The sequence below is a fragment of the Thalassospira lucentensis genome, from assembly GCF_032921865.1.
GTDB classification, from domain to species: Bacteria; Pseudomonadota; Alphaproteobacteria; order Rhodospirillales; family Thalassospiraceae; genus Thalassospira; species Thalassospira lucentensis_A.
In genome coordinates this window covers 3752000-3769023 of sequence record NZ_CP136684.1, presented here as the reverse complement: position 1 = coordinate 3769023, position 17024 = coordinate 3752000, and the positions used below count along the sequence as shown (strand labels likewise).

Annotated in this window: 16 protein-coding genes and 1 pseudogene; 2 read left to right on the top strand and 15 right to left on the bottom strand. The window is 51.6% G+C overall.

What is annotated here, in order from left to right:
• Nucleotides 1-26: 26 nt before the first annotated feature.
• From R1T41_RS18215 to R1T41_RS18145, 15 genes and pseudogenes are all read right to left on the bottom strand, one after another.
• On the bottom strand, nucleotides 27-500 hold the full coding sequence (locus tag R1T41_RS18215) for a GAF domain-containing protein (protein ID WP_317338384.1): 474 nt from the start codon (nucleotides 498-500) through the stop codon (nucleotides 27-29).
• A 168-nt stretch (nucleotides 501-668) separates the two neighbouring features.
• Nucleotides 669-1739, bottom strand: coding sequence for a sn-glycerol-3-phosphate import ATP-binding protein UgpC (locus tag R1T41_RS18210; RefSeq protein ID WP_317338383.1), 1071 nt, complete (start codon nucleotides 1737-1739; stop codon nucleotides 669-671).
• A 63-nt stretch (nucleotides 1740-1802) separates the two neighbouring features.
• A complete protein-coding gene (ugpE, locus tag R1T41_RS18205; protein WP_062948894.1) occupies nucleotides 1803-2657 on the bottom strand; it encodes a sn-glycerol-3-phosphate ABC transporter permease UgpE in 855 nt (284 codons plus the stop codon).
• Between the two features lie 11 nt (nucleotides 2658-2668).
• Nucleotides 2669-3547, bottom strand: a complete 879-nt coding sequence (locus tag R1T41_RS18200; protein ID WP_062948896.1) for an ABC transporter permease subunit — start codon at nucleotides 3545-3547, stop codon at nucleotides 2669-2671.
• Nucleotides 3548-3627: 80 nt separating this feature from the next.
• Complete coding sequence (locus tag R1T41_RS18195; RefSeq protein ID WP_317338380.1) at nucleotides 3628-4926, bottom strand: extracellular solute-binding protein; 1299 nt, start codon at nucleotides 4924-4926, stop codon at nucleotides 3628-3630.
• A gap of 445 nt (nucleotides 4927-5371) precedes the next feature.
• Nucleotides 5372-6232, bottom strand: coding sequence for an ABC transporter permease (locus R1T41_RS18190; protein WP_062948900.1), 861 nt, complete (start codon nucleotides 6230-6232; stop codon nucleotides 5372-5374).
• Nucleotides 6233-6244: 12 nt separating this feature from the next.
• Nucleotides 6245-7126: an ABC transporter permease gene (locus R1T41_RS18185; RefSeq protein ID WP_317338377.1), complete on the bottom strand. Its 882-nt coding sequence runs from the start codon at nucleotides 7124-7126 to the stop codon at nucleotides 6245-6247.
• Complete coding sequence (locus R1T41_RS18180) at nucleotides 7123-7767, bottom strand: ABC transporter ATP-binding protein (RefSeq protein ID WP_317341594.1); 645 nt, start codon at nucleotides 7765-7767, stop codon at nucleotides 7123-7125. Before R1T41_RS18180 ends, R1T41_RS18185 begins: the two co-directional genes overlap by 4 nt.
• Nucleotides 7768-7803: 36 nt before the next feature.
• Nucleotides 7804-8236, bottom strand: a pseudogene (locus R1T41_RS18175) (ABC transporter ATP-binding protein); the annotation flags it as partial.
• A 134-nt stretch (nucleotides 8237-8370) separates the two neighbouring features.
• Entirely contained in the window at nucleotides 8371-9462 is a 1092-nt protein-coding gene (locus R1T41_RS18170) for an extracellular solute-binding protein (protein ID WP_114121997.1), read from the bottom strand.
• Nucleotides 9463-9768: 306 nt separating this feature from the next.
• The gene (locus R1T41_RS18165) at nucleotides 9769-10887 is read right to left on the bottom strand and encodes a sn-glycerol-3-phosphate ABC transporter ATP-binding protein UgpC (protein ID WP_317338374.1); all 1119 of its coding nucleotides are present in this window, start codon (nucleotides 10885-10887) and stop codon (nucleotides 9769-9771) included.
• A 27-nt stretch (nucleotides 10888-10914) separates the two neighbouring features.
• Nucleotides 10915-11763 (bottom strand): carbohydrate ABC transporter permease, encoded by an 849-nt coding sequence (locus R1T41_RS18160; RefSeq protein ID WP_062959935.1) that lies wholly within the window; start codon nucleotides 11761-11763, stop codon nucleotides 10915-10917.
• Nucleotides 11764-11778: 15 nt separating this feature from the next.
• The gene (locus R1T41_RS18155; RefSeq protein WP_317338371.1) at nucleotides 11779-12717 is read right to left on the bottom strand and encodes a sugar ABC transporter permease; all 939 of its coding nucleotides are present in this window, start codon (nucleotides 12715-12717) and stop codon (nucleotides 11779-11781) included.
• A gap of 188 nt (nucleotides 12718-12905) precedes the next feature.
• The gene (locus R1T41_RS18150; protein ID WP_114110190.1) at nucleotides 12906-14168 is read right to left on the bottom strand and encodes an ABC transporter substrate-binding protein; all 1263 of its coding nucleotides are present in this window, start codon (nucleotides 14166-14168) and stop codon (nucleotides 12906-12908) included.
• A 47-nt stretch (nucleotides 14169-14215) separates the two neighbouring features.
• Nucleotides 14216-15103 carry an N-acetylmuramic acid 6-phosphate etherase gene (locus tag R1T41_RS18145; protein ID WP_317338369.1) on the bottom strand — a complete coding sequence of 296 codons (888 nt, stop codon included), beginning with the start codon at nucleotides 15101-15103 and terminating at the stop codon, nucleotides 14216-14218.
• A 265-nt stretch (nucleotides 15104-15368) separates the two neighbouring features.
• Between R1T41_RS18145 and R1T41_RS18140 the strand changes: the two genes are divergently transcribed.
• Nucleotides 15369-16259 carry a BadF/BadG/BcrA/BcrD ATPase family protein gene (locus R1T41_RS18140; RefSeq protein WP_317338368.1) on the top strand — a complete coding sequence of 297 codons (891 nt, stop codon included), beginning with the start codon at nucleotides 15369-15371 and terminating at the stop codon, nucleotides 16257-16259.
• Entirely contained in the window at nucleotides 16256-17017 is a 762-nt protein-coding gene (locus R1T41_RS18135; RefSeq protein WP_317338367.1) for a GntR family transcriptional regulator, read from the top strand. Before R1T41_RS18140 ends, R1T41_RS18135 begins: the two co-directional genes overlap by 4 nt.
• Nucleotides 17018-17024: the final 7 nt, after the last annotated feature.

The following is a 17024-nucleotide window of genomic DNA, read 5'->3' as shown; positions in this document are numbered from 1 at the left end:
TTCGTATGTACGAAACTGGTGAGTTATCATTGCGCAAAAATGCGCTGCATTAAAGTTTCAAGTGCGACGCGATCAGTCTCGTCGAACGAGCTGATGTCGACACTATCGACGTCAAGCACCGCAATCAACTGTCCTTGCGCATTCAGAACCGGCACCACGATTTCGGAGTTCGACCGGCTGTCACAGGCAATATGCCCGGGAAAGGCATGCACATCTTCAACAAGCTGGGTTTCAAGCGTCGCAGCAGCCGTACCGCAGACACCACGGCCAAACGGAATACGCAGGCAGCCCAAAGTTCCCTGATACGGCCCAACGACCAGTTCATTTTCTTTCTCCGGATCAACGATATAGAAGCCTGTCCAGAAATAATAGTCGAACTTTTGCGCCAGAATGCAGCTAACCGTTGCCATCAGGGCTGTGACGTTTTTTTCGCCTTCGGTGATGCTGATCAGTTCTTTTTCGGCTTCCTGATAAAGAGCCTGTTTCTGTTCGGCGTTCACGTGATGCTCCTGCGTTTGTAAGCGCCTAGGAACTACCTGTTTACCCGTATGGAGACAAGAACAAAATCACCCGTTCCAAACAAGTGTGATCTCATAAAACAGCCCCGGCGCAATGAATGCACCGGGGCCGCTGCAGACCGTCTTACGACGGACCAGGGAACTATAAAATCAAAGGCGTTTACCACTGTCCTTGTCGAACAGGTGAACCAGATTTGCACTGGTTGCCAGCGACAATTCCTGCCCTTTATCAAACTGATGTGTGCCTTGCATACGCAAGGTCACATTTTCATTCTTCTTGCCGAACTCAAGATATATCAAGGTTTCCGCCCCCAGTGATTCGATCATGCGAACCCGGGCTTTCAATGCACCGCTACCATCGGCCTTAAGCGTGAAATGTTCCGGGCGCACGCCAACGACAAGATCGCGGCCTGCGTCAATAACGTGGTCGAGATCGATCTTGCTGCCATCGCCCAGAACAACATGGCTTTTGTCATCCGCAACCCTTCCATCAAGGAAATTCATTGATGGTGATCCGATGAAGCTTGCAACGAACAGGCTGGCAGGCTTTTCATAGATTTCAATCGGCGTACCGATCTGTTCGGCGATACCGGCATTCATGACAATCAGGCGATCTGCCAATGTCATGGCTTCAACCTGATCATGAGTCACATAAACAGATGTAATACCAAGGCGTTGCTGAAGGTTCTTGATTTCAAGTCGCATATCAACACGCAATTTGGCATCAAGGTTGGACAACGGTTCGTCAAACAAAAAGACTTTGGGTTCACGCACGATCGCGCGGCCCATCGCAACGCGCTGGCGCTGACCGCCTGAAAGCTGCTGTGGTTTACGTTCCAGATAATCGTCAAGTTGCAAAATCTTCGCTGCATCACGAACGCGGGTGTCGATCTCGACTTTGCTGTATCCGCGGTTCTTGAGCCCATAAGCCATGTTGGCGTAATTGGTCATATGCGGATAAAGCGCGTAGTTTTGAAACACCATGGCGATATCACGATCAGCAGGGGCGACATTGTTCACCACCCGGTCGTCAATCTTGATCTCGCCGCTTGAAATGCCTTCAAGCCCGGCAATCATGCGCAGAAGTGTCGATTTTCCGCAGCCGGACGGCCCCACCAGAACGGTGAATTCCCCGTCACCAATTTCTAGATTAATACCATGCAGGGCCTTAAAGCCGTTGGCGTAGGTTTTTTCAGCCCGATTAAGGGTAACAGTTGCCATTTTCGTATCCTGTATGCGGATCTGTGTATTTTAAATCACTGACATCAAATAGATTGATCGAGCCTATTTTTCGGTTTCGACCAGACCTTTGACGAACATGCGCTGGAAAATTACCACCACCAGTACTGGCGGAATGGTCGCCATGATTGTCAGTGCGAATGCCTTGGGGAATTGCGGTATCTGCCCGCCTTCATAGAGCGAGTTGTAAACCTGCTTGATCCCGATCACGATGGTATAAAGCTGATCATCGGTCGTCATCAGCAACGGCCACAGATACTGGTTCCAGCCAACAACGAACATGATGATGAAAATCGCTGCGATCATGGTGACCGAAAGTGGTACCAGAATATCGATGAAAAACCGTAACGGCCCTGCCCCATCCAAACGTGCGGCCTCGAGCAATTCATCGGGCACCGACCGATAAAACTGCCGGAAGAAGAATGTGCCGGTTGCCGAAGCAATCAAAGGCAGAATCAAGCCCGTATAGGTATTAAGCAAACCAAGATTAGCGACGACTTCGTAAGACGGTACGATACGGACCTCAAGCGGCAGTAAAAGCGTCGCGAAAATGACCCAAAATAGTGGCACCGCCAGTCTGAACCGGAAATAGACAATCGCATAGGCCGCCATCATTGAAATGATAACCTTACCAATTGCAAAACCAAGCCCGAGGACCATGCTGTTAAACAACATTTCAAGTGCGGTTACCCGCCCCTTGGTTGCGGCGCTGTCAAACAGGATTGCCCCGTAATTCTCAATGAAATGCCCACCAAACCAGAACTGCAAACCATGCTGGAAAAGATACTCGCGAGTATGAGTTGAAGACACCAATGCAATCCAGACAGGCAGGATCATGAACAACGATCCAATGATCAGGATCAGGTGATTGGTGATTGTACGCCACTTTGACTGATACATGACGCGTCCCCCTAATAGTGCACTTTGCGTTCGATAAAGCGGAACTGGAACACGGTAAGCACACTTACCATAATCATCAGCAATACCGATTGCGCCGAACTGCCGCCCATATCCGCGCCAAGGAACCCGTCAACATATACCTTGTAAACAAGGGTCGCGGTTGAACCGCCGGGCGATCCTTTGGTCGAAACGTCAATGATCCCGAATGTCTCGAAGAACGCGTAAGTCAGATTAATGACCATAAGGAAGAAAGTCGTCGGCGCCAGAAGCGGAAATGTAATTGTCCAGAAACGGCGTTCGGCACTTTTACAATCCAGTGTCGCCGCTTCGGTTACCGATTTCGGAATCCCTTGCAAGCCCGAAAGGAAGAAGATGAAATTTACACTGACCTGTTTCCAGACCGCAATCAGCGTCACGACAAAGGCGGCATCGCCAGCATTCTGGATGTGGTTGAATTCGAAACCGAAACTGTTGAACAGCTTATAAAGGTCGCCCATCAGCGGATTGAACAACATATTGCCCAGCAAGCCGGCCACAGGCGGCGCAACGGCGTACCCCCACATCAAAAGCGTCTTGTATGACTTGGCTCCGCGTATAACTTCATCGGCGCGAACCGCCAGAAACAGCGAAATCGCAATGGAAATAAAGGCCACAAGAAAGGAAAAGACTGCGGTGAATATCGCAGACTGAAGCCAAGCCCCACTGGCAAGTACATCTTCGAAATTTCGGAACCATACAAACTGGGAAGACAGACCGAATGCGTCTTCAAGCAGAAAAGACTGATAAACGGCCTGGGCCGCGGGCCACAGGAAAAATATCGCAATAATCAGAATTTGTGGTGCGATAAAAAAATAAGGAACCGGGCTATGCCCGAATTGTACGCGTTTCATTGCTGACGCAACCCCAAGACTGGTCCAGGAATCGAAAAACAGGGCGGCTGTTTAAAGCCGCCCTGTCAGCGAGATACTGATTAGTTCGAATAGGTGTCGTTGAAGCGTTTCAGCAACGCATTGCCTTCTTCCTCAATCGCGGCAAAGGCCTGATCAATGGTTGCTTCACCATTCATCATCTTATCGACTTCGCGATAGATAACCTCACGGATCTGGACATAGAAACCAAGACGGTAACCCTTGGTCCACTCGCCACCTTCTTCAGACAGCTGCTGGATGCCTACTTCAGCGTCCGGGCTTTCTTTGTAATAGCCATCTTTCTTGGCCAGCTCGTAAGCAGCGGTCGTGATAGGAACGTAGCCGGTTTCCTTGTGCCAGTAATACTGGGTTTCCGGCTTTGTCAGGAATTCGAAGAACTTGGCAACGCCTTTATATTCTTCATCCGAGTGACCGGAAAAAGCGAACAGCGACCCACCACCGATAAAGGTGGATTTTGGCGCATCACCAACGCCTTCCCAATATGGGAGGGTCGAGGTACCGAATTCAAACTGTGCAGATTTTTTCAAACCACCGAACGAGCCGGACGAACCGATCCACATTGCGGCTTTCTGCTGCAGGAAGGCATCCTGGTTTGCACCCCATGCACGGCCATAATAGCCAAAGTAACCGGCATCTTTCCACTCTTTGACGTGCTGCCAGTGATCTTTCAGCGCATCGTTGTTATAGAGCAGCTTCACATCGGTGCTGTCGTAACCGTTATTAGCAGTTGCCATCTGCAGGTTATGACGGGACATGAAGTTCTCGAAGAAAATCCAAGGGCTGTGCAATTCAGCAAGACCTTCATAGCCCGCTTCTTTCAACTTTGGCGCTACCTCTTCGAATTCCTGCCAGGTTTTCGGAACTTCGACACCGGCTTTGGCAAGTGCATCCTTGTTGAAATACAAAAGCGGGGTCGAACTGTTGAACGGCATGCCGATCATCTTGTCGTTCGAGTCAGCATAGAAATAGCGGACACCCGGGATATAATCATTGATGTCGAAGCCAACACCATATTTCTGCAGCAAATCGGCAACCGGATAGGTCGCACCCTTTGCGTTAATGATGGTTGCAGCACCGGCATCAAAAATCTGGATGATATGCGGCTGGTTTTTCGCGCGGAACGCCGCGATACCGGCAGTCATCGTATCTTCGTAGCCACCTTTATTGATGGCAACAACCTTGTACTCGTCCTGGCTGGCATTGAAGTCGGCTGCAATCTGGTCAACGACACCCCCAAGTGCGCCATCCATTGCGTGCCACCATGTGATTTCGGTTGCGGCATTGGCGGTGCTGCCAAGGGCAAACACTGCTGCTGCAGCCATCAGGGTTTTGCGAAACATGATCTTCTATCTCCCAAATAAAAACTTGTCCGCACCAAAGCCGCCTGTTGTCCGGCTTGATACAACGCATTTGTTTTCATTCGAGGGGGACGTTTCCTCAAGTGACAGTTTTCGGAAATTTACTTTTGATGCGCGAAATGACCGATAAAACTGCCGTTTTTTAGTTTTTAGTGTGCATTCGACCCCTTCAAATGTTCATATGAACATCGCATAAATCGAACATCTTGCAAAGGTTTTCAATTATTGAAACCGACCTTGATTCTCGCTGATTCCATTCATTCGATGCTTTTCAAGCATTTCAGCCGTTTTCATAATTATTTCGATGTCGTGCATCTGTAATATTCTGGTGCAGAGATTTGGCTTTGATGTGCAAAACGGGCAGCCTTTCGACTGCCCGTTCAATGTTCATTCGCGAACACGGCTTCATGCTGTCGCCTTGCCCAGCTTACGAGGTATTCTTGTCTCGCTGAACAAAGACTGAAAGCAATGCCAAACCGCCGGAAACAATCATCAGCAACAGCGAAAGCGCATTCAGTACCGGGGTTGATCCCTGTTTGAGCCGGTCAAACATGGCAATGGTCAGAGGCGCATCCGAGCCGACAAGCATCAATGTTGTATTGAAATTTTCAAACGACATCAGGAATGCAACAATCCCTGCCCCGACCAAAGCCGGTTTCAGGAATGGAATGGTAATCGTCCAAAGCGCAGCCTGCCGTGTTGCCCCCAGATTGAGGGCGGCTTCTTCCAGGCTGATATCAAATTTCCGAAGACGTGCGGATATCACCAGTGTGGTTATCGTGGTGATGAAAGCAAATTGGCCAATAATCACCAGAAACAATCCCGGGCGCAGGAAATCAAGATCCCACCCAATCGTTTCTTCAACACCATTTGCAATGGCATTGGAAAAAACGAGGATGGATATGCCCAGAATGACCCCCGGAATAACCAGCGGCGACAATGCAACGACATAAAGAAGGTTTTTACCGGGAAACTGTGCACGCTCAAACAGGAACGCATTACAGGTTCCGACCGTAACCGAAAGCAATGTCACACAAAGTGCGACAAACGCGGAAACTCCGACACTTTCAAGCAGTTTGCTATCATTGAAAATGCCTATATATGGCCCCTCGCTGCCAAAGAACCATTTGAGTGTGGCTCCTTCCCAAGGCATGGATGGAAACAGGCTGTCGTTAAAGGCAAACACGCCAACAACAATCAGCGGCGCACTGAGATAGATGAAAAACAGTGCGATATACCCGGTATAGATGCCCTTATAGAAACGCGGCTGGGGAATACTTGGAATCATGATAACGCCTCCTCAGCTCACGGTTTCTGAAAGCGTCTGGCGACTAAGTTTCAGGCCGATCCATACAATCAGGGATGAGAGAACCAGCAACAGGAACCCGAATGCCGATCCCGATTCCCAGTTAAACCGGGTGATGAACTGGGTATAAATCTGTTCCGTGAACCAAAGGCTATCTTTGCCGCCCAAAAGGTTGGGCGTCAGGTAGTTACCAAGTGTCAGCATGAAAACAACTATGCAACCGGACGCAATACCGGGCATGGCATGCGGAATGACAATATCGCGGGTTACGGTAAAGGCATTGCCGCCAAGGTCGTATCCGGCTTCGATCAGGCTGTCGTCAAGGCTATCAAGTACCGACACCAGCGGCACAACCATGAACAGCATTGATGTATAAACAAGCCCCACCATGATGGTCGCATCATTGTAAAGCATCTCGACCGGGCCATCCGCGATCCCGGTCCATTGCAGGAAATTGCTGATCACGCCGCTTTCACGTAGGAGGATCATCCAACCAAAGGTACGCACCAGCTCCGATACCCAGAACGGGATCAGGCATAGAAGGAACAAAACATTCTTGCCTTTGCCCCGCATGACATTGGCAATGTAATAAGAAACCGGAAAACCGATGATCAGGGTCAGTGCTGTCGCCATAAGCGACATCACCGCGGTACGGACATAGGTATTCCAGTAAAGCGGTTCGACGAAAAACTCGATATAGTTGATCAGGCTAAATTCGTACTTGCCGTATGAAATCCGTTCACGCAACGACACCAGAAGCAGATCCACATGCGGCAGGATCACAAGCAGGAACAGCCAAAGCAGCAAGGGCATGGCAAGCAGCAAGGCACCAAATCGCATCGCCCCTGCCTTGCCGGTTGACGCGGAGGTAGTCATGCTGCGGTCCCCAGTTTTTCAGGCGCGGCAAAACAGCGTGTTTGTTCCGCAGCCCACGTCAGATTGACAGTATCGCCCACTTTCAGATTGGCGAATGCGCCGGTTTGTGGCAAGGCCACCGTCATTTCGTGCCCGGTTGCGCTATCGCGAACCTGCACACTGCTGGCGGCACCGTTAAACAGAACATTCTCAACCTTTGCTCCGATGGCATTATCGGTTTTGCCCTGCCCGTCAATTGCAATGGCCTCGGGACGAACAAATACATCAACCGTTTGGCCCTCGCTCAATTCAGGATGAACCGTACAGGATGCGACAACAGAACCACCGGTCGGCAGATTGATCATAATCTGATCGTCTTGTGTCGTGCCGACCGTTCCTTTCCAACGATTGCTTTCGCCAACAAAACCGGCGACAAAAGCCGTCTGCGGATTGTAATAAAGGTCCTGCGGTGCGCCGACCTGCTCAAATCGGCCGGCATTCATGACCGCCACCTGATCGGACATCACCAATGCTTCGGACTGATCATGCGTGATGTAAACGAATGTCGTGCCGATCTCATGCTGCAATTGCTTGAGCTCTACCTTCATATGCTCTCGTAATTTAAGGTCCAGAGCACCGAGTGGCTCGTCAAGAAGCAGCACCGCCGGTTCCAGAACAAGACAGCGTGCGATCGCAATACGCTGTTTCTGGCCGCCTGAAAGTTGACCGATCTGTTTGGGGCCTGAGTTCCGGCAGTCCGACACGTGCCAGCGTATCATTGACCTTCTTCTCGATTGTCGACCGGTCAACACCGCGACGTTTCAAGCCATATGCCACGTTTTCCGCAACATTCATCATCGGAAAAAGTGCCAGATGCTGGAAAACCATATTCACAGGCCGACGGTTTGGCGGGACACCCAGCACCGATGAACCATTAATCAGAATGTCACCGGATGTAGGTGCCTGAAAACCGGCCAGCATGCGCAATAGCGTTGTTTTACCGCAACCGCTGGGACCCAGAATGGAAAAGAAAGACCCTTTGGGGATCGCGAGTGAAATGGAATCTACCGCGGTAAAAGCATCAAATTTTTTGACCACGTCGCGACATTCAAGGTCGAATTGATCTGCCATGGGAGCCTGCATGAAATGAATTGCCGATGTCCGCCTAAAACCGGTCATCGCAGAAAGGAAAAAAATGCAATGTCCCCGGCATCTTCTGCCGGGGACAATATCATCCGATCCAAACAGGATCAGAACAGCAAATCTTAGTTCGACTGCGCGGCTTTCACACGGTCAAGCGTTTTGCCTTCAATAGCTTCCAATCCAGCCGGGACAGGTGGATACCAGTTGATATTGTCCAAGGCTTCCTGCGGGAAACTAGTCTCAAACTGTTTACGCTGAGCTTCATCAAGAAGGGAACTCGCACCGTTGGACGCAGTATAGTAGCTCGACGCAGCTGTGATACGAGCGGCAATCTCTGGTTTCATGACAAAATTGATCCACTTGTAGGCAGCCTCTTCATTTTCTGCCTTACGCGGAATGGCAAAGGTGTCGACCCAGCCTAAAGCACCAGACGACGGAGCAACAAAATTCATGTCCGGATTATCATTATTGAGCGTCCAGCCACCTGCGTCCCAAGCCATGGCAGCCACGACTTCACCTGAACGAATCAGGTTAAGGAGCGAGTCAGAGCCTTCCCAATAGGTTTTAACGTTCGGCTTGCACTCAATCAACTTTGCTTCAACCTTATCAAGAATCTCCTGATAAGCAGCCTCGTCGTTATAAGCAGCAAATGGATCCATCCCCATCGAGAATGCAAATGCAATCAGGGTTGGGCGGCGAAGTCGGTAAGACACTTTGCCCGCGACTTCATCACTGCAAAGGTCGATATAATCTTTTACCGTGGAAGCTTCGGCAGTGTTCAGAACCAAGCCATCCGTGCCCCATATTTGAGGGACACCATACACTTCACCATCCAATGTGGTGTTCGCTTTTGTTGCCTCAAGCATTGAAGGAATAAAGAGCGACGCGTCAATCTTGGAGAGGTCGATCGGCTTGTAGATGTTGTGCTCGAGCTGTGCACTAGCAATGCGGTCCTGAGACGGTTGGGCCAGATCAAATCCGCCGCCACCTGTTGCGCGCAGCTTGGAAATCATTTCCTCATTGTTTGAGAGGGTGACTTCGACATCGATACCTGTTTCCGCTTCGAACTCAGCGACGACATCATCTGGCACGTACCCACCCCAGGTCAGCAACCGAAGTTCTTCGGCCTGTGCGGTTTGGCCAAGCATCACCATTCCGGCAAGGGCGGTAAGCCCAAGCAGAGAACCGCGCAGTGCGCCATGCTTTTTCGACATTATTTTACCTCTCTGTTGACGTGACGGCACTTCCCCTGTCCGGCGTCAATGTATTCTGTGACATTGCAAACGTTCCAGGACCGCACCAGTATCGCAAGAAACTTTGTTGAAACGAAAGCAAAATCGATCATTTTGCGTTCTTTTGAACAATTCATTTCAATTCTCGCTGTGAAACCAGACTTTCCGCAAGTTAAACTTCTGCAACAATTTTTTCGGGTTTCAGCACCGAAAGGCATCTGTTTGCGACTAAAAAAGGGGCCGCCAAACCGGCAGCCCCTTCATATCTAAATATCTGGAAGCTAAACCCTATTCGTCGGCACTATATTCCGCTGGGCATTGAAGCTTCTCATAGGCCTTTCCGTTGGCATCAAACAGATGAGAAGCACCGGCTTCGGCTGCGGCACTGACAGTTTCGCCAATTTTAATACGGCTGTGGCCAGGCGCACGAATTGTGAAGCGGTCCCCGTTCGCCAGCTTGATGTACAAATAGGTAAAGTCGCCGAGCTTCTCGACAACATCGACCTCGCCGGAAATCGACAAATCCCCCTGCTCACCCGGTGAAAGATGCTCCGGCCGGACTCCCAGTTCGACATCCTTGCCAACATCACCTGCGGCCACGTCAAACGGCAGAACAGCCTTGGCGCCTCCCGGCACGGTAACGGTTACCTTGCCCTGTTCGACAGCATCAATATGAACAGTCGTGAAATTCATCGCAGGCGATCCGATAAAACCGGCAACAAAGCGTGTTTGCGGATGATGATAAAGCTGCATCGGAGATCCGACCTGCTCGACATTGCCGGCATTCATCACAACGATCTTGTCGGCAAGCGTCATCGCTTCGACCTGATCATGCGTGACATAGACAATTGTCGATTCCAGTTCCTGATGCAGCTTGGCAATCTCGATGCGGGTCTGCACACGCAAGGCAGCATCAAGGTTCGATAGCGGTTCGTCAAACAGGAATACTTTCGGTTGGCGCACAATCGCACGGCCAATCGCCACGCGCTGGCGCTGCCCACCCGACAATTCAGACGGACGGCGATCCAGAAGCTGGTCCAGTTGCAGGATACGAGCGGCTTCGCGCACCCGTTGATCAATTGCCGACTTGTCGTGATTGGCCAGTTTCAGACCAAATGCCATGTTCTTATAGACTGTCATATGCGGATAAAGCGCATAGGACTGGAACACCATGGCGATCCCGCGGTCGCGCGGGCTTTTGGTATTCACGACGTCCCCACCGATCATCAGATCACCACCGGTGATGTCTTCCAGACCGGCGATGATGCGAAGCAACGTCGATTTTCCGCAGCCCGACGGCCCCACAAAGACGACAAACTCGCCGTCCTTAACATCCAGATCGATGCCATGCAGCACATCAACAGCGCCATAGCTTTTTCGGATCTGGTCAAGTTTCAAATCAGCCATTTAGGTAAGCTCCTGTCACACCAATACTCATTTCACCGCGCCAGATGTCAGGCCGCGAATGAGTTGTCGGGAGAAAATCAGATAAAGGATCAGGATCGGAATGATCGCGAGGCTCAGCGATGCCAGAACCGCGTTCCAGTCGGTAACGTACTGACCGATGAATTGCTGGATCCCCAGCGTGATGGTTTGCTTGCCATCACCCGGCGCCAGGATCAGTGGGAACCAAAGGTCATTCCAGATCGGGATCATGGTAAATACCGCGACCGTTGCCACGGCCGGCCGGATCAGCGGCAGGATAACCGCAAAGAAAATCTTGAATTCACCGACCCCGTCGCAACGGGCGGCTTCTTTCAAATCCTTGGGTATTTGGTGCATGAATTCGGTCAGGATAAAGATCGCCAACGGCAGTCCCTGCGCGACATAGACAAGGATAAGAGCAGTCAGCGTATTGATCAGGCCCAATTCAACAATCAGGTTCAGGATCGAAACCGAGCCCAGCCGGATCGGCACCATGATGCCAACCGCCAGATAAAGCGCAAGCCAGGTATTGCCGGGAAACTTGTATTCCGAAAGCGCCCAGGCCGCCATGGAAGCAAGCAGCAGAACAATAACGATGGTCACGACCGTGACGGTGAAGCTGTTAAAGAAAAACAACTCGAAATTTGATCTCGCCAGAACCTTGGTGAAGCCTTCAAGGCTGAAGGTTTCAGCGTTCGGCAGGCTCATCGGGGCGCTGAAAATCCCCTTGCGGGATTTGAAGGCGTTGATGATCACGAGAAAGATCGGATACAGCGCCACCAAAGTGTAGGTCAGCAGGATCGCATGCACGATCACGGCACGCGACATGTCTTCACGACGGATATTTTTAGTCATCATGATCTTGCCGCCTCCTTACAGCTGGTAGCGCGCCAGACGGCGCTGCACGGCGAACAGATAGAAAAGAACACCGGCAAGAATGATCAGAAACATCAGCGAGGCAACAGTGGCACCAAGGCTTGGATCGCCAAGCTGCAACTGATAGCCAAAGAATGTGCGATAGAATAGCGTGCCCATGATATCAGTCGAGAAATTCGGTCCCGCCAACGCACCCTTTACAGCATAAATCAGATCGAACGCATTGAAATTACCAACAAATGTCAGGATCGATACCATCGCAACCGTCGGCAGAACAAGCGGCAGCTTGATATGCAGGAACACCTCGAAATGGGTTGCGCCGTCGACAATTGCCGCGTCGACAAGATCGTCGGGGATCGCCAGAAGTGCCGCATAAATCAGCATCAGCGGAATACCGACCCACTGCCAGACCGAGATAAAGGAAAGCGTTATCAGGGCCGAACCTTCCTTGCCAAGCCACGGACCAAACAGCGATTTCAGGCCGAAAATATCAAGGATATCGACGCCAACACCCCATACAGGGCTCAGGATCAGTTGCCAGATGAAACCGACAATCACCACCGACAGCATGGTCGGCATGATCATCATCGTGCGATAGGTGTTGCGGAACCTCAGTTGCGGCAGGCTCAAAATGCCTGCAAGCGCGATCCCGATCGGGTTCTGAACCAGCATGTGAACCGCAAAGAATTTCATATTGTTCCAGAAACTGTTCCAAAACGTCGCAGACCAGTCCGGATCGCCCAGAATGGTTCGATAGTTATCGAAACCGACAAAGGCCATCTCCCCGCCGCTTGGCGTGGCATAAAAACTGAGGCGAATGGAATCGATTAGCGGATAGATCATGAACAATGTGTAAATGATCGTCGCAGGTGCCAGAAAGGCAAACACAGGCAGTTTTGCCTTGCGCCAATCGGTCATGGGCCCGGAATGCGCCATACCTTATCCTGTCTTTCTGAGATTAAGCGTACGGGGAGCGCGTCCCCGGTCGAAAGCGTTCATCTGAGCGCCTGATTGCAGTCCTGTCCGCCCCGTTTGTCAATCGGCGTGATGTTCGAAACTGCAAGATACCCGGTAGATACAAGGATGGCAGGCGCAAGAAGTCACCTGCCATCTGTAGTCAGGTCTTACTGATGCGGCGCATACCACTTCGCAAGTCCGGATTCAGCGGCTTTACCGGCTTCTTCCGGAGTAACAGTTCCGTTGATAACCTGTGCGGAAATATTCCACAGTTCGTTTTCAAGGTTCGGCGTGCCACGCGACAAAATCTGATAAGAGTTACGAATGGTTGATTCGCATTTCTGACGCCAGCTCACGAACTCGTTGGCAACCGGATCGGTGATTTCGACCTTGTGGTTCGACAACGAGAAGAAGCCTGGAAGCGCGTTGGAGTAAAGCGACGCAAATTCCGAGCCAGTCATCCATTCGAGGAAGACCTTTGCCTCTGCCGCATTCGGCGATTTGGCATTCAAGCCCAGCGCGATATCGGTGTGGTCGCTGATATAGCAGGTGTCCGAACCTTCTGCCGGGGGCGGCGGAAATGCGCCAAATTCAAATTCGGCCTGGCTGTTAAACAGCGAAATGTCCCAGGAACCGGCCGGATAGACAGCCGCACGGCCAAGCGAGAACAGGTTCTGCGCATCCGGATAGGAAATGGCTTCATAACCGTCCGGAAGATAGTTTGCCCAGCTTGCCAGTTCGGTAAAGGTGTCAACATACGGTTTATCGGTGAATTTCTGGCTGCCATCGATCAAGGCTTTGCGGCCCTCTTCGCCTTTCCAGTAATTCGGACCAATGTTCTGGAAGCCCATTGTTGCGGCTTCCCACTGATCGGCAGTCCCCATTGCCATAGGGATATAGCTGCCTTCTTCCTTGATTTTATCAAGGGCAGCATAGAATTCTGCACGGGTCTTCGGCACTTCTACACCGGCTGCCTCAAAGGCTTCCTTGTTATAGATGAAGCCATGAATAACCGACGCCATCGGCAGGCAAAAAGTGACGGAACCATCATCCGTCTGCCATGCGGATTTCGCAACATCGGAGAAATTATCCATGCCCGCTATATCGTCAAGAGGAGCAAGATTGCCCTGCTTGTAAAGTTCAAGCGACGCATCGAACGGACGGCACGTGATCAGATCACCAGCCGTGCCGCCAGCGAATTTCGCATTGATCAGCGCGTTGTAATCGGTCGGCGGGGTCGGCGAGAAAGTCACCTTAATTTCCGGATGTTCCTTGTTAAAGGCCGGAATAATCTGATCATTCCAGATATCGATATCGTCGTTACGCCAGCTCTCGATCACGAGTTCGCCAGCAGATGCCATCAACGGAACCAGGGCGACACTTGCCGCCAGAGCCGCTGCCAGGCCTTTTGCAAACACTTTATTCGACATTTATGCCTCCTCTGATCAATGTCGGTGGACTGCTATCTCTGCAGATGTCAGTCCTTATACTCAAGCGCTGCCCGGAGATTTCCGTTAAACATCGCAAGAATTTCTTTGGCTTTCGCGGTCTCGTGCCCTTTGGCAATCAGGACCGCGATGCGGATATCAAACTGTGCTTTTTCAAGGGCGCTTTCGGCCTTCTGCGCATCACAACCGGCAATATGGCTGGTAATGCGGATCGCGCGACCATGTAACTTGATGTTTTCGGCACGCATGCCGACCATCAAGTTATCGAAAAGACGCCCAAGCTTGTTCATGACAAGCGATGAAAGGATATTTATGGCGGCCTTCTGCGCGGTCCCTGCCCCCATGCGGGTTGAACCGGCAATAACTTCGGGCGCACTATCAAGAAAGATACTGCACGCTGCCGCGGTCAAAAGCTTGCCATCGGGATTGTTGCAAAGACCAACTGTGTAAGCACCGCGCTCGCGTGCCAACTCAACTGCATGCAGTGTATAAGGCGTCGAGCCGCTGGCGGCGACGGCGATAACCGCGTCACCTTCACCTATGCAATGTCGGGTAATTTCGTCTTCGGCGGCTTTGGTATCGTCTTCGGCGGAATTGAATACGCCCGGCTCGCTTTGCAAGCCACCGGCCAGCATGACGATGGTCATGTCTTCAGGCCAGCCAAACGTTCCGCCAAGTTCCTTGGCATCCTGCCATGCCACCGTGCCGGAAGTTCCGGCACCAACATAAACGAGACGCCCCCCGCCCCCCAGGCGACGTGCTATCCCGTTTGCGGCTGTCGCCAGATCCGTCAGGACCGGCCCTAGCGATGCGACCGCGCGCATCTGGCCTTCCCACAAAGCCATAAGGAAATCGGCGTCGGACCACTGATCCAACCCGGCAAAGCGCATATCAAATTCTTCGGTGCGTGATGCCATTTTCCAATCTCCCTCCACTAATTAAATACCATTATGATACCAGCAAGGCAAGGCACTTCCTACACGCCCCTCGAAATTTATATAACTTCACCTCATTTATTACTTATTTTCAAATATATAACAGGCACATTCAATTTATCACTGTGGCATCGGCTTCATCTGCATAATGCCAAAATGGGACCAGAAACAACATTAGTGGATTTATATTGGTATTGCTTTTTAAGATACCACTCTGCTATGATCCCATCAGTTAGGGATGGTCGGAATGCAAAACGCGCAAAAAGAAAAGCTTTACCTTGGCATTGATGGTGGCGGCACGCGCTGCCGCGCACGCATTGTAAATGATGCAGGCGCCATACTTGGTGAAGCCGTGCGAGGTGGTGCGAATACCCGCCTTGGAATCGATCATGTCTTTGGCGAAATCATTGCCGCAGCAACCATGGCACTCGAACAAGCCGGGCTTTCGGATCGTCGCCTTTCGGATTTGCATGCCGGCCTTGGACTGGCCGGATTACCGTTAGAGCGCGAACGCAAACTTGCCGAATCCTATGCTCACCCGTTTGCCAGTGTTTGTTTTGCGACCGATGCCTATACCGCGTGTCTTGGCGCACATGATGGCGCAGACGGTGCTATTCTAATAGTCGGAACCGGCACCTGTGGCCAAGCGATTGTTGCCGGTCGTGAACTGGCGCTTGCTGGTTGGGGGTTTGAAATTTCCGATATCGGAAGCGGTGCCCGTATTGGGAGAACAGCCATCGAAACCGCCCTGCTCGCCCACGAGGATTTAGCTCCGTCATCCGAACTGACACGCACCATCATGTTGCATTTCCATAACAGTCCCGAAGAAATCGTTGCCTTCGCCGAGAAGGCCCGACCAGCGGATTATGGCGCATTTTGCCCGATGGTTTTCGATGCCGACAACCATGGTGACACCATTGCTGCCGGCATTATCAATGTCGCCGTAACCGCCAATCGCAACATCCTGCACAAGCTTCAGGAATTTGGGGCGAAACGACTGAGTTTGATGGGGGGCCTTGCCGAACAAATGGCAAAACGCATGCCCGATGATATCCGGTCCGATCTGGTTCCGGCGCAAAACGATGCCCTGCATGGGGCAATCCTGATGGCTAGGAAACATCAAAAGGTGCACGCATGATCAGTACAGCCGACGTCATTGCAAGCCTGCGTGCCCGAGACATCGAAAATATCGGTCATGGCCCGCTTTATCGTCGCCTGCAGACCGCCATCAAGGCCGTTATTGATGATGGTATCCTGAAAGTAGACGACGCACTGCCAAGCGAACGCGATCTGGCCAATGAACTTGGCATTTCACGCGTTACCGTTCGCAATTCGATGCGGGCCCTTGTCGAGGAAGGCGTCCTTGTCCAGCGTCACGGCGCAGGCACCTTTGTTGCCCCACGTGTTGAACAGGCATTGTCACGCCTGACCTCCTTCACCGAGGACATGATCACGCGCGGTATGAACCCGGGGGCAGTCTGGATTGAAAAGACTCTTGGTCATGCGTCGCCCGAAGAAGCTATGGCGTTAAACCTGTCGCCCGGCACCGAAGTAACCCGGCTACGGCGCCTGCGTACAGCCAATGAAAAACCAATGGCACTTGAATATGCGGTCGTGCCAAGGGCTTTTCTGCCAAGCCCCGAAGAAGTCGAAAAGTCGCTTTATGATGCGCTGGCAAAATACGGCAAAAAGCCGGAACGCGCGCTTCAGCGTCTACGGGCTGAATTGTTTGACGGGGAAACCGCCAAAATCCTTGGCGTGCCCGATGGCAGTGCCGCCCTTTATATCGAACGGCGTTCCTTCCTTGCCAACGGCACACCGGTCGAATTCACCCGTTCCTATTATCGCGGCGACAGTTACGACTTCATTGCCGAAATGCAGGTCGACGCGCGCTGACAATGAA

What these genes read in the sequence shown, in the direction of transcription:
- R1T41_RS18210 (WP_317338383.1), bottom strand. Translation starts at nt 1,739, where the DNA reads ATGGCAACTGTTACCCTTAATCGGGCTGAAAAAACCTACGCCAACGGC.
- ugpE (WP_062948894.1), bottom strand. Translation starts at nt 2,657, where the DNA reads ATGTATCAGTCAAAGTGGCGTACAATCACCAATCACCTGATCCTGATC.
- R1T41_RS18200 (WP_062948896.1), bottom strand. Translation starts at nt 3,547, where the DNA reads ATGAAACGCGTACAATTCGGGCATAGCCCGGTTCCTTATTTTTTTATC.
- R1T41_RS18195 (WP_317338380.1), bottom strand. Translation starts at nt 4,926, where the DNA reads ATGTTTCGCAAAACCCTGATGGCTGCAGCAGCAGTGTTTGCCCTTGGC.
- R1T41_RS18190 (WP_062948900.1), bottom strand. Translation starts at nt 6,232, where the DNA reads ATGATTCCAAGTATTCCCCAGCCGCGTTTCTATAAGGGCATCTATACC.
- R1T41_RS18185 (WP_317338377.1), bottom strand. Translation starts at nt 7,126, where the DNA reads ATGACTACCTCCGCGTCAACCGGCAAGGCAGGGGCGATGCGATTTGGT.
- R1T41_RS18170 (WP_114121997.1), bottom strand. Translation starts at nt 9,462, where the DNA reads ATGTCGAAAAAGCATGGCGCACTGCGCGGTTCTCTGCTTGGGCTTACC.
- R1T41_RS18165 (WP_317338374.1), bottom strand. Translation starts at nt 10,887, where the DNA reads ATGGCTGATTTGAAACTTGACCAGATCCGAAAAAGCTATGGCGCTGTT.
- R1T41_RS18160 (WP_062959935.1), bottom strand. Translation starts at nt 11,763, where the DNA reads ATGATGACTAAAAATATCCGTCGTGAAGACATGTCGCGTGCCGTGATC.
- R1T41_RS18155 (WP_317338371.1), bottom strand. Translation starts at nt 12,717, where the DNA reads ATGGCGCATTCCGGGCCCATGACCGATTGGCGCAAGGCAAAACTGCCT.
- R1T41_RS18150 (WP_114110190.1), bottom strand. Translation starts at nt 14,168, where the DNA reads ATGTCGAATAAAGTGTTTGCAAAAGGCCTGGCAGCGGCTCTGGCGGCA.
- R1T41_RS18145 (WP_317338369.1), bottom strand. Translation starts at nt 15,103, where the DNA reads ATGGCATCACGCACCGAAGAATTTGATATGCGCTTTGCCGGGTTGGAT.
- R1T41_RS18140 (WP_317338368.1), top strand. Translation starts at nt 15,369, where the DNA reads ATGCAAAACGCGCAAAAAGAAAAGCTTTACCTTGGCATTGATGGTGGC.
- R1T41_RS18135 (WP_317338367.1), top strand. Translation starts at nt 16,256, where the DNA reads ATGATCAGTACAGCCGACGTCATTGCAAGCCTGCGTGCCCGAGACATC.